Annotated in this window: 12 protein-coding genes; 11 read left to right on the top strand and 1 reads right to left on the bottom strand. The window is 41.3% G+C overall.

Features of this window, described 5'->3' with window-relative positions; all coding sequences use genetic code 11:
- From FWJ32_RS13905 to FWJ32_RS10245, 10 genes are all read left to right on the top strand, one after another.
- A partial coding sequence (locus FWJ32_RS13905; RefSeq protein ID WP_420837953.1) for a hypothetical protein occupies positions 1-87 on the top strand: 87 nt, incomplete at its 5' end.
- Between the two features lie 371 nt (positions 88-458).
- Complete coding sequence (locus tag FWJ32_RS10285) at positions 459-767, top strand: V-type ATPase subunit subunit G family protein (RefSeq protein WP_162523595.1); 309 nt, start codon at positions 459-461, stop codon at positions 765-767.
- Between the two features lies 1 nt (position 768).
- Positions 769-2,661 (top strand): V-type ATP synthase subunit I, encoded by a 1,893-nt coding sequence (locus FWJ32_RS10280; protein ID WP_149545864.1) that lies wholly within the window; start codon positions 769-771, stop codon positions 2,659-2,661.
- A gap of 16 nt (positions 2,662-2,677) precedes the next feature.
- Entirely contained in the window at positions 2,678-3,157 is a 480-nt protein-coding gene (locus tag FWJ32_RS10275) for a V-type ATP synthase subunit K (RefSeq protein ID WP_149545863.1), read from the top strand.
- A 13-nt stretch (positions 3,158-3,170) separates the two neighbouring features.
- Complete coding sequence (locus tag FWJ32_RS10270) at positions 3,171-3,767, top strand: V-type ATP synthase subunit E (RefSeq protein WP_149545862.1); 597 nt, start codon at positions 3,171-3,173, stop codon at positions 3,765-3,767.
- 11 nt (positions 3,768-3,778) lie between these two features.
- On the top strand, positions 3,779-4,774 hold the full coding sequence (locus FWJ32_RS10265; RefSeq protein ID WP_149545861.1) for a V-type ATP synthase subunit C: 996 nt from the start codon (positions 3,779-3,781) through the stop codon (positions 4,772-4,774).
- A complete protein-coding gene (locus FWJ32_RS10260; RefSeq protein ID WP_149545860.1) occupies positions 4,767-5,099 on the top strand; it encodes a V-type ATP synthase subunit F in 333 nt (110 codons plus the stop codon). Before FWJ32_RS10265 ends, FWJ32_RS10260 begins: the two co-directional genes overlap by 8 nt.
- Entirely contained in the window at positions 5,096-6,862 is a 1,767-nt protein-coding gene (locus tag FWJ32_RS10255; protein ID WP_149545859.1) for a V-type ATP synthase subunit A, read from the top strand. Before FWJ32_RS10260 ends, FWJ32_RS10255 begins: the two co-directional genes overlap by 4 nt.
- On the top strand, positions 6,862-8,244 hold the full coding sequence (locus FWJ32_RS10250) for a V-type ATP synthase subunit B (RefSeq protein ID WP_149545858.1): 1,383 nt from the start codon (positions 6,862-6,864) through the stop codon (positions 8,242-8,244). Before FWJ32_RS10255 ends, FWJ32_RS10250 begins: the two co-directional genes overlap by 1 nt.
- A gap of 3 nt (positions 8,245-8,247) precedes the next feature.
- Positions 8,248-8,877: a V-type ATP synthase subunit D gene (locus FWJ32_RS10245; protein WP_149545857.1), complete on the top strand. Its 630-nt coding sequence runs from the start codon at positions 8,248-8,250 to the stop codon at positions 8,875-8,877.
- 34 nt (positions 8,878-8,911) lie between these two features.
- Here the strand turns inward: FWJ32_RS10245 and FWJ32_RS10240 are convergent, their stop codons facing one another.
- Positions 8,912-10,255, bottom strand: a complete 1,344-nt coding sequence (locus tag FWJ32_RS10240; protein WP_149545856.1) for an alanine/glycine:cation symporter family protein — start codon at positions 10,253-10,255, stop codon at positions 8,912-8,914.
- A gap of 549 nt (positions 10,256-10,804) precedes the next feature.
- Between FWJ32_RS10240 and FWJ32_RS10235 the strand changes: the two genes are divergently transcribed.
- On the top strand, positions 10,805-11,968 hold the full coding sequence (locus FWJ32_RS10235; protein WP_238988856.1) for a BMP family ABC transporter substrate-binding protein: 1,164 nt from the start codon (positions 10,805-10,807) through the stop codon (positions 11,966-11,968).
- Positions 11,969-12,045: the final 77 nt, after the last annotated feature.

Here is a 12,045-nt window from a genome sequence, read left to right as displayed (position 1 = left end):
GAGACTGTCGGCACAGATCCGGATACTGTTGTGGAATTTTTGACAAAAGTTGGCCATCCAGCTCTGACCATGGACCCAATGCTATAACGGAAGTGGGAAATAAAGGGGGAAAATAAGACGTATGTCTCTTTATGAGCTAAATAAGTTGCTTTTAAAAAGACTACGGTTATGCTGAATAGCTGTTAATGAAAATATGTGGAAGGAGAATATGATCCGGAAACATAAGTTGACTTTGAACATAAAAAGGTATAAAATTTCATATATAAAACTTTTTGGTTTTACTATAATAATCTAAGAAGTGATTAAAAAATATAGTGAAATGTTCGATGATAAGATTTTAGCAAAAAGAAGGATTTTAAGAGTCGGTGTCGAATGAGTATATTATATATATTATTTATTATTTATTATTTATCATTTATATAGCCTTTTGGGCTATTTTATTTTAGGAGGTGAGACGGTTGGATGATATAGTAAAAGATATCAGAGAAATGGAGGATGAGGCAGAGGAAGTTATAAAACAAGCCAGAACAAGAGCTAAAGAGATTTTAAAAGAAGCCAATAGCAGAGCATCTGATATAGTTGCTGAATACAATACAAAGGCAGAAAAAGAGGCTGCAAGGTTAAAGGATGAGGCTGAGAAAAAGGCTTTTGAGGAGATTAACAGGCTTAAGTTGGAACATGAAAAAGAATTGAAGAGAACAGTAGAAAAAGCCCAGGCCAGAATTGACGAGGCCGTGCAAATGATTGTCGGAAGGATAGTGACATGATATGGCAGTAGTTAATATGAAGAAGATGACCCTTGTTGGGCTGAAGGATGACATGGATAGGATTATAGATACATTACATAAATCTGGGCTAGTTCAAATTATTGAAGTAGCTGAGGAAGAAGAAAAACCTTTTGCTCAAAATAGTTTATCAGAGATAGAAGGCAGGTTGAGTGAGTATAATTATGCCATTACTCTCCTCAAGAATTTTAATGACCACAAGAGGGGAATGTTCGAGCAAAAGCCAGTAATTAATGATGAAGTTTTTAATGAATATCTAAAGGGTGAAGCGGGATATTTAGATGATATTAAAACTCTTCACAATCTTGAGAATAAGCAGAATGAATTAAACAACGAGAAGGCAAGGTTGGAGGGTAGGATAGAGGTATTAACACCGTGGAAGGATGTAGGTATTCCGCTCAGGAGACTGGGCAGGGGTAAATACGCTACCATAAAACTCGGTACTATTGAAACAAAAAATCTGCCTGATTTTCAGAAATGTGCTGAAGAGCTTACTTATTTTAGTTATGGAGAATTAAAACGGGTGAGAAATACCGTCTTTATGGCTATATCTTACCTGAACAGTTTAGAGGAAAGTGCAAATGGTTTATTGATGCAATTTGGATTTTCTGCCCTTACAGATGAAGGGTCAGGAACACCGGAAGAGATTATAAACAGTCTTAATAAGAGAATTGATGCGATTAATGAAGGTTTAGCTGAGGTTGAAGCAAATATTAAAGAGCTCGATAAAGACTGGGAAGCGTTTACTGCGCTTTATGACTATTATTATGTTCAGAAAGAGAAATTTGAAAAGTACAATGATCTGCTTATGACCAGAAGAACATTCTGCTTACAGGGGTGGGTACCTGAAACCTATCGTGAACATGTTGAAAAATCTGTTGGAGATGCGTCCCCATATTGTTATATAGAGTTTAAAGATCCGGATGAAGAGGATAACCCGCCAACATTGCTTAAAAACAATGCATTTGTAACACCTTTTGAGTTAATAACAGATTTATTCAGCCTGCCGCATAAAGGTGAGATAGACCCAAATCCCATAATGGCGCCATTCTTCTTTGTATTTTTTGGCATAATGCTGGGTGATGTGGGATATGGCATAATGCTTTCAGTATTAATGTGGTTGGGCGAGCGTCTTATAAAGCCATCAGGCCAAGGTAAAAAATTGATGGATCTGCTTCTTTTGTGTGGTATATCCAGCGCTATATGGGGAGCTTTATTTGGAGGATGGTTTGGCGACATGTTTGGAATCCCTGCGCTGTGGTTTAACCCTCTGAATGATCCTATGACCATGCTGGTATTTTCTCTTGCATTAGGCGTAATTCAGATATTTACCGGTTTGGGTATGAAAGCCTATATAAACATAAAAAATGGGCATATAATAGATGCGATTTTTGACCAGGGATTCTGGTTGATATTTCTTACAGGGCTTTTAATGTTAGCTATCCCAAACTTTATGAAGGTAGCTACTGTTGTGGCTTTAATAGGTGCTTTGGGTCTTGTACTTACTCAAGGTAGGAGCAAACGTGGAGTTATAATGAAGTTTTTATCAGGACTGGTAAGCCTTTATGGCTTATCTGGATATTTGAGTGATGTGCTTTCATATTCCAGACTTCTTGCCTTGTGTCTTTCGGGAAGCGTCATAGCTATGGTGATGAATACACTGGCAAGAATGCTTGGTGGTGGAGTGCTTGGTTTCATCTTGGGGCTTATAATTTTAATTGTCGGGCATGTGTTTAACCTTGCCATCAGTGGTTTGGGCTGTTATGTCCACTCCAGCCGTCTTCAATATGTGGAGTTTTATGGTAAATTCTATGAAGGCGGAGGCAAGCCGTTTAGTCCATTCAAGTTATCTTTAAAATATTATAACTATCAATAAAAGGAGGAGTTTATAAATGGATATTACTTTAGGACAGGTGTTTGGACTGGCTGCTGCAGCGATAGCCATAGCATTTCCAGGTATTGGTTCAGCAATTGGTGTAGGTCTGGTTGGTGAGAGTGCATCGGGACTGATTTCGGAAGACCCAGATAAGTTCGGTCAATCACTGTTGCTTCAGGCATTGCCGGGTACTCAGGGAATATATGGTCTTTTAACTGGGTTCATAATAATGTCGAAGATTGGTTTGCTTGGAGGCAATATGGTTCCTTTAACTACGTGGCAAGGACTCCTTTTCCTTGGAGCAGCTCTTCCGGTCTCTATTGTTGGATGGTTTTCTGCTATAGCACAGGGGAGGGTTGCTGCCAGTGGTGTGGGCATACTGGCTAAAAGACCTCAAGAATTGGCAAAGGCTTTGACATATGCAGCTATGGTTGAGACATATGCAGTGTTGTCTCTCTTGGGTTCAGTCCTGCTTGTATTTGGCATAAGGATATAAGGGAGTGGCCATTATGCTTAATCTTGATAATATCTTAGAAAAGATAAAAAGTGATGCTGATATTGAGGCTAAAAGTATACTTGATGAGGCCAATGAAAAATATGATGAGATATTAAGAAAAGCAAAAGCAGAGGCCGAAAAAGAGTTCGATGAGTCTGTGGCAAGGGCTAAAAGAGATGCAGAAGAGCATTACAGGAGACTGGTATCTATGGCTCAGCTTGATATGAGAAAGGAAATGCTTACTGCCAAGCAGGAGCTCATAGACCGGGCATTTAAAGAGGCAAGCGACAGGCTAATAAATATGAATAAAGAAGATTATATGGGGCTGTTATTTAGGCTTTTATTGAAGAGTGAACTGACAGGCAACGTGTGGATTATGCTTTCTAAAAGGGACAGGGAAGGTATACCAGACTTCGTTGAAAAGGCCAATGAATACCTTAAGTTAAACAACAAGCAGCTTACATTAAAACTGTCAGAAGAGAGTTTTGATGGAGACGGGGGTTTTATTCTTTCCAGTAAAGGCATTGAGGAGAATTACAGGATAAAGACTCTTATTGAAGAGAAACGGGAAGAGATAGAGCCTGATGTAATCTCTATATTGTTTGAATAGAGGATGATCTTATGAAAAGAGATACAGATTATCTTTTTGCTATAAACAAAATAAAGGTGCTTGAGAACAGGATGTTGAATAAAAGCATATTAAACAGAATGATTGATGCTGCTGATGCGTTTGATGCTTATAAAATGCTTCAGGAAACCCCCTATGGTGAGTTTCTTAACGAACATGACTCTCCATATGACTTTGAAAATGTTATAGGTAAACATATTGAGGATGTTTACAGAACTGTGGATGAAGCAACTGGCAGTACATCATTTACAAGGTTTTTTAGGGTAAGGGAGGATTATTTAAACTGCAAGGTTCTTTTAAAGGTAAAAAATTTTAATGGTGAGAATTACCATCTATCGTCTATGGGCACCATTTCGCCAGAAATATTAAATAATTGTTTTAAGAATGAGGATTTTTCAGAACTACCTGAGTATTTGAGGATTGCCATAGAGAAATCAAAGGAGTTGTTCATTCAAACAGAGATACCTGGTTATATTGATTTTGCTATGGATAGATTTATGTATGAGCATCTGTATGAAATGGCAAGGGAAGACAGCTTTTTAAGGGGCTATATTGAGAGAGAGATCGATCTTATAAATATACGGTCGTTTATTAGGATAAAACTGATGGATGAGTCCATAGATTTTTTAAAGGCTGTTCTCTTAGATCATGGCAGGTTAGATAAAGATTTTTTCTATAACATCTTTAATGAACAGCTTGCAGGGTTGGCTGACAGGTTTAAATTTACCGACTATGCGTCGGTTGCAGAGCAGGGGATAAAGTCCTGGCTTGAAAGCGGTAGTTCCATGGAGATGGAGAGACTGTGCGATAATTATCTTCTTGAATATGCAAGGCAGGGTAAGTTTTCAGCCTTTGGCACAAAACCCATATGGGGTTTTATATTAGGGAAGTTAAACGAGGCAAGGCTTTTGCGGATAGTCATGGTAGGAAAACTCAATGATATAGCTAAAGATTTGATTTCAGAAAGGTTAAGGGATGCCTATGTATAAGATTGGTGTTATGGGTGACACAGATACAGTACTTGCGTTTAAGGCCTTAGGTATTGATACTTTCCCTGTAAAAGAAGATGATGACCCGGACAGGATTTTATTGGACATTGTGAAGAAGGACTATGCTGTTATCTTTGTGACAGAAAATATAGCTGAGCGTATAGGTGATACCATAAAAGAGTTTAGTGCAAAACCGCTTCCTTCAATTATCCTTATACCCAATAATCAGGGCAGTAGGGGTATCGGCATAACCTCACTTAAGTATTCCGTAGAAAAAGCTATAGGTACGGATATAATATTTAGGAAGGAAGGAGAGACAAGTTGAAAGAGGGTAGAATAGTCATGGTTTCGGGCCCACTGGTCGTTGCCGAGGGCCTGGATGATGCAAAGATGTTTGACGTGGTGAAGGTAGGAAAAGAAAGCCTTATTGGAGAAATAATTGAAATGAGAGGCGGCAGGGCCTCTATCCAGGTCTATGAAGAGACTTCAGGCCTTGGGCCTGGTGAGCCCGTTATATCCACAGGGGAACCGTTGAGTGTAGAACTAGGGCCTGGCCTTATTGAGTCCATATTTGACGGCATACAGAGACCACTGACAATAATTCAAGATAAGGTCGGCAGCTTTATAACAAGAGGGGTGTCAGCTGATCCGATTGATCATGGTAAAAAATGGGTTTTTGAAGCGACAGTGAGACCTGGTGACCATGTGGTCAGTGGTGATATTTTGGGCACAGTCAGAGAGACAAGCCTGGTTGTCCATAAGATAATGGTGCCATATGGCATAGAGGGTATTGTAAAAGAAATAAGCAGCGGTGAATTCACTGTGGTTGACACCATAGCAAGGGTTGAGACGGCAGACGGCGTAAGGGACATCACTATGTTGCAGAAATGGCCTGTAAGACACAAAAGGCCTATAAAGGAAAAACTCGACCCCACGGAGCCATTGGTGACCGGACAGAGGGTAATTGATATGCTCTTTCCTGTGGCAAAGGGTGGAACAGCCTGTATTCCTGGCCCCTTTGGCAGTGGTAAGACTGTGGTACAGCATCAGCTGGCAAAATGGGCAGATGCTGAGATAGTTGTCTATGTTGGCTGCGGTGAGAGAGGAAATGAGATGACGGATGTTCTGATGGAGTTTCCAGAGCTCAAGGACCCAAAGTCCGGGGAACCACTTATGAAGAGGACGGTGCTTATTGCCAATACTTCTAATATGCCGGTTGCAGCCAGAGAAGCATCTATCTACACCGGTATTACCATAGCTGAGTACTTCAGGGACATGGGTTACAGTGTTGCAATCATGGCTGACTCAACATCAAGGTGGGCAGAGGCCTTGAGGGAGATGTCAGGCAGGCTGGAAGAGATGCCTGGTGAAGAAGGATATCCGGCTTATTTAGGCTCGAGGATAGCTGAATATTATGAAAGGGCTGGCAAGGTTGTATGTTTGGGTAACGATGGCAGAATTGGTTCTATTACTGCTGTAGGGGCAGTATCGCCACCGGGCGGAGATCTGTCCGAGCCTGTGACTCAAAACACATTGAGGGTTGTTAAAGTATTCTGGGCACTGGATGCGCAACTTGCATACAGCCGTCACTTTCCAGCAATAAACTGGCTTACCAGTTATTCTTTGTATATAGATAACATAAAGGACTGGCTTGAGAAAAACATTGGTAAAGAGATTATTGATATGCGACAGGAGGCCATGCGTCTTTTACAGGAAGAATCTGAGCTGCAAGAGATTGTAAGGCTGGTTGGTATAGATGCACTTTCCTATAGAGATCGGCTTGTCATGGAGGTTTCAAGGTCAATAAGGGAGGATTTTCTACATCAGAATGCCTTTGATGATGTTGATACATACACCTCTCTTATAAAGCAAAAGAAGATGTTGGGTCTTATATTGGAGTTTTATCATGAGGCATCAAAGGCAATAGACGAGGGAGTGCAGTTTAATAAGATAACGTCACTTCCGGTAATGGAAAGGATAGCAAGGGCGAGGTTTATCTCTGAGGATAATTTGGATGAGTTTGATGATATTGAGAGAGAGATAAGGCAGGAGATTGAGGAACTCTATGAAGCTGGGGGTGAAGAATAATGCCAAAGGAGTATAAGACAATAAAAGAGGTAGCAGGCCCCCTGATGCTTGTTGAAGGCGTGGAAGGTGCTAAATACAACGAGTTGGTAGAGATAGAGCTGGCGGATGGCTCAGTGCGCAGGGGTCAGGTTCTTGAGGTAAATGAAGATAAGGCACTGATCGAGCTATTTGAAGGTTCTACAGGTATTAATTTAAATACGACAAAGGTAAGGTTTTTAGGCAGGGGCATAGAACTTGGGGTGTCAATGGATATTCTTGGCAGGGTTTTTGACGGCTTTGGCAGACCGAGAGACAATGGTCCAAAGATAATGCCGGAAAAGAGACTGGATATAAATGGTAGTCCTATAAACCCTGTATCAAGGGATTATCCATCAGAGTTTATACAGACAGGTATATCAGCTATAGATGGGCTGAATACGCTGGTAAGAGGTCAAAAGCTTCCTATATTCTCAGCTTCAGGGTTGCCTCATTCAAGACTTGCAGCACAGATAGCAAGGCAGGCAAGGGTTTTAGGCGCTGAGGAAAAGTTTGCTGTTGTATTCGGGGCTATGGGTATAACCTTTGAGGAAGCCAACTTCTTTATAAATGACTTTCAAAGGACGGGAGCTATAGACAGGGCAGTACTTTTTATGAATTTAGCTGATGACCCGGCCATTGAAAGAATAGCCACACCACGAATGGCCCTTACAGCTGCAGAATATCTCGCATATGAGAAAGACATGCATGTGCTGGTCATCTTGACTGACATGACAAACTACTGTGAGGCATTGAGGGAAATCTCTGCAGCAAGAAAAGAGGTGCCAGGAAGGCGAGGGTATCCGGGTTATATGTATACGGACCTGGCGTCTATATATGAAAGAGCAGGGAGAATCAAGGGAAGGATAGGGTCTATTACACAGATCCCTGTCTTAAGTATGCCTGAGGATGATATTACCCATCCTATACCGGACCTTACTGGATACATTACCGAGGGGCAGATAATATTGTCCCGTGACCTTCACAGGAAAGGGATTTATCCACCCATTAATGTGCTTCCTTCCCTTTCGCGTCTTAAGGACAAGGGTATTGGAAAAGGTAAGACGAGGGAGGACCATGCTGATACGATGAACCAGCTTTTTGCATCTTATGCAGCAGGTAAGGATGCAAAGGAACTTTCGGTAATACTGGGAGAGTCTGCATTGAGCGATGTGGACAGGTTGTATCTGCGTTTTTCCGATGAGTTTGAGGATAAATATGTAAGGCAGGGTGAGTATGAAAACAGGACAATAGAGGAAACCTTGAACATAGGGTGGGAGCTTTTGAGTATATTGCCTAAGTCAGAGCTCAGGAGAATCCACGATGAATATATCGAGAAGTACCTTCCCGAGAAGAAAGAGGTGTAGTATATGCCTCAACAGGGTAGCTTAAGGGCGACAAGGATGGAGCTTATGCAGTTTAAGACCCGTCTTAAAACGGCTACAAGAGGGCATAAGCTGCTGAAGGACAAACAGGATGGGCTTATACGGTCTTTTCTGGACCTTGTGAAGAAGAATAGAGAGTTACGAGAAGAAGTGGAGGTTGAACTTGTAAAGGCACTGAAGAACTTTTTGATGGCCAGGGCGGTCATGAGCCCTGACATTATAGAGGAGAGCCTCATTTATCCTGCCAGAAGCATTGACATAAAAGTTACGACACGCAATATAATGAGTGTAAATGTCCCCAAAATAACATTAAAGGAAAAAGAAAAATCAAAGGGGTTATCCTATGGCCTGGCCACAACTTCGGCAGAACTGGATGATGCGATAAAGGTCATGGGGGATGTACTCCCAAAGCTTTTAGAGTTGGCCGAGATAGAAAAGACCTGTCAGCTTCTGGCTGATGAAATAGAAAAGACCAGGAGACGGGTGAATGCCTTAGAGTATGTAATGATACCTCAGCTGGAGGAAAATATCAGGTTCATTAACATGAAGTTAGAGGAAAATGAAAGGGCAAACACTGCAAGGCTTATGAAGGTGAAGGAGATAATAGCAAAATAAAGGAGAGAGGGCAATGCAAGCCCTCTTTTTTATTTTAATGAGTAGAAAAGTATTCTTTAGTCAGCTTACGGACAACCCCACTTAAGAGCAGGACGCCTATAAGGTTAGGGATGGCCATCAAGCCGTTTAATGTATCGGCGAGATTCCAGAGCTCTGTAAGGCCGCCAACAGCACCTATTCCTATGAATGGAAGCCATATAATCCTGTATGGGAGTCTGGCCTTAGGGCCAAATAAAAACTCTACACACTTTTCACCATAGTACGACCACCCTATAATTGTGGAGTATGCAAACAGGGCCAGGCCAATTACAACTATAAACTTACCCCACGTGCCTGGCAGTCCCGTTTCAAATGCATACATGGATAGCTCAGAACTGGTCTTTCCACTGTTCCATACGCCTGTTGTCAGTATAACCAGTGCAGTCATAGTACAGATAACTATAGTGTCCATAAAGACCTCAAATACACCATATATACCCTGTTTTACAGGGTGGTCCACAGTAGCAGCCGCATGAGCTATAGGAGCGCTGCCAAGACCGGCCTCATTGGAGAATACACCTCTGGCAACGCCATAACGTACACCCATCATGATGGTTGCACCGGCAAAACCACCTGATGCTGCGGTAGGGGTAAAGGCATTTTCAAATATCATGGCAAATGCCTCCGGAATTTTGTCTATATGTAGCAGTATGATGACAAGTGAACCAATAACATATATTATAGCCATAAAAGGTACCAGATATTCGGTTACCTGACCTATGCGCTTAACTCCACCTATTATTACGAGTCCAGTTAGCACTGCCAGCGCAATGCCTGTATATAATTCTCGAATTCCAAAGCCTGCTTTTAGTGAAAGTGCAGTGGAATTTGCCTGTACCATATTGCCAATACCAAAAGCTGCTAATGCGCCAAATACAGCAAAAATATATGCCAACCACTTTGCATTAAGCCCATTTGATATATAGTACATGGGTCCGCCGGAAAATGACCCATCAGGATTTTTGACACGATAATTGACAGAGAGACATACCTCGGAGTACTTTGTAACCATGCCAAAGAATGCTGAAAGCCACATCCAGAATATAGCCCCGGGACCACCCAGGAAAATAGCTGTTGCAACCCCAGCTATATTACCTGTACCCACTGTAGCTGCCAGAGCTGTTGCCACTGCCTGAAAAGGGGTTATATCGCCCTCACCAGTGGTCTTTTTAGAAAAGGCCCTAAGCAGGGTATTTTTCATGATGTAGCCAAACTTTGTTACCTGTGGGAACCCAAGATATAATGTCAGGAAGATACCGGTGCCAACTATGAGGATTAACATTGGTGGTCCCCATACTATGCCGTTTACAATCTTGTTGATGTTTAAAAGCCACTCCATAGGTTTTCCTCCTTCACTTATTGGTTATAAGGTTTTATACAAATTAAACAAATTTTCCACCACCTCCAACTTTATATATATAAACGTTTACACTATAATACATTCTACAATTTTTTTATATTTCCTCTATAATTCTAAGCAATAAAGACAAATCATTTTTTTAACAAAAATCAAATTAAAAGTATACCAGAACCTATGGAGTACATGATGGAATATTCTAAAAAACGGCAAAGCTATAAGCCGTAGGAATGGAACTAAATGTATAGTAATGTAAATAAAAAATATTTAAATTCAAGAAGGATTTTAAAAAAATACGTCGAATAATATTAACTGTAGGCTATAAGACGTCAGACAACTTGACACTCATAAAAAAATGATAAAAGGAGGAATAGGTGGGGTAGGAAAGCATTTTATAGCATTAGTTTTAGTACGTGTTAAAGGTTTATAGGTCTACATGAATTTTAATGCGGTATTTTGTAGGTTGAGGGGTGACATCTGGCATTTGTCTGGAGATTTACGTAATATTTAAAATGATTTGGAGGGATTGAGTTGAAGAAAATCTTGATTCTGGTATTGACGGTAATTATGTTGCTCTCGCTTGCTGCCTGTGGTTCACCGGCTGGAACAACACAGAACAATTCTGCACAATCGGACAATACAACAAAATCCGATAGCACTGTAACCTCAGATAATGGCAAATTTGAGATAGCGATGATTACTGATATCGGTACTATTGATGACAAGTCTTTCAATCAGGGTACGTGGGAAGGCGTAAAGAAGTATGCTGAGGAAAAGGGTATCACCCACAAATACTATAAACCAACTGAGAAGAGCAATGATGCTTATCTAACCGCAATTGACCTGGCAGTTAAAGGTGGAGCAAAGATTGTTGTCACACCGGGCTTTTTGTTTGAAGAGCCAATATACATTGCACAGGATCAGTACCCGGATGTAAACTTTATTTTAATTGATGGCAATCCGCATGATGCAAACTACAATTATCGCACCGAAAAGAATACGGTAGGTGTTCTGTTTGCTGAGGAACAAGCTGGTTACCTTGCAGGCTATGCGGCCGTTAAGGATGGTTATACCAAACTGGGCTTTATGGGTGGTATGGCTGTTCCTGCAGTTGTACGTTATGGTTATGGATTTATTCAGGGAGCAGAGGCTGCTGCTGAAGAAATGGGCCTTGCACCTGGATCAATCACTTTAAACTACCATTATACCGGTGGTTTTGATGCAACACCTGAAGTGCAGACACTGGCAGCTTCCTGGTATCAGTCGGGTATAGAGGTTATCTTTGCCTGCGGTGGTGCTGTTGGTAATTCAGTAATGGCTGCAGCAGAACAGTCAAATGGCAAGGTAATAGGTGTTGACGTTGATCAGTCATATGAGAGTGACACAGTCATTACCTCGGCAATGAAGGGTTTGGGCGAGGCCGTTTATGCATTGCTTGATCAATACTATAAGGGTACTTTCCCCGGCGGACAGAGCCTTATCTTCTCTGCTAAAAACAATGGTGTTGGTCTTCCGATGGAAACCTCTAAGTTTAGGAAATTCACAAAGGCTGATTATGATGCAATCTATTCAAAACTTGCCAACGACACAGACGGCATTGCATCTAAACTTGTGAAGGACACTGATGCAAGCGGCAAGCCTGTCAACGTAACCGATCTCAAAACATCGGCGGTAACAGTCAAGGTTATAGAATAGAATATACCGTGTTTAAAAACAGGAGGGGCACTGAGCCCTTCCTGATTTAATAGATTTGATACAGGATTTGGTCCAAA

This window comes from Calorimonas adulescens (assembly GCF_008274215.1).
GTDB classification, from domain to species: domain Bacteria; phylum Bacillota; class Thermoanaerobacteria; order Thermoanaerobacterales; family UBA4877; genus Calorimonas; species Calorimonas adulescens.
The sequence above is the reverse complement of the archived record's forward strand: the minus strand, read 5'-3'. Positions and strand labels throughout refer to the sequence as shown.

What these genes read in the sequence shown, in the direction of transcription:
- FWJ32_RS10260 (WP_149545860.1), top strand. Translation starts at nt 4,767, where the DNA reads ATGTATAAGATTGGTGTTATGGGTGACACAGATACAGTACTTGCGTTT.
- FWJ32_RS10280 (WP_149545864.1), top strand. Translation starts at nt 769, where the DNA reads ATGGCAGTAGTTAATATGAAGAAGATGACCCTTGTTGGGCTGAAGGAT.
- FWJ32_RS10270 (WP_149545862.1), top strand. Translation starts at nt 3,171, where the DNA reads ATGCTTAATCTTGATAATATCTTAGAAAAGATAAAAAGTGATGCTGAT.
- FWJ32_RS10265 (WP_149545861.1), top strand. Translation starts at nt 3,779, where the DNA reads ATGAAAAGAGATACAGATTATCTTTTTGCTATAAACAAAATAAAGGTG.
- FWJ32_RS10275 (WP_149545863.1), top strand. Translation starts at nt 2,678, where the DNA reads ATGGATATTACTTTAGGACAGGTGTTTGGACTGGCTGCTGCAGCGATA.
- FWJ32_RS10245 (WP_149545857.1), top strand. Translation starts at nt 8,248, where the DNA reads ATGCCTCAACAGGGTAGCTTAAGGGCGACAAGGATGGAGCTTATGCAG.
- FWJ32_RS10240 (WP_149545856.1), bottom strand. Translation starts at nt 10,255, where the DNA reads ATGGAGTGGCTTTTAAACATCAACAAGATTGTAAACGGCATAGTATGG.
- FWJ32_RS10250 (WP_149545858.1), top strand. Translation starts at nt 6,862, where the DNA reads ATGCCAAAGGAGTATAAGACAATAAAAGAGGTAGCAGGCCCCCTGATG.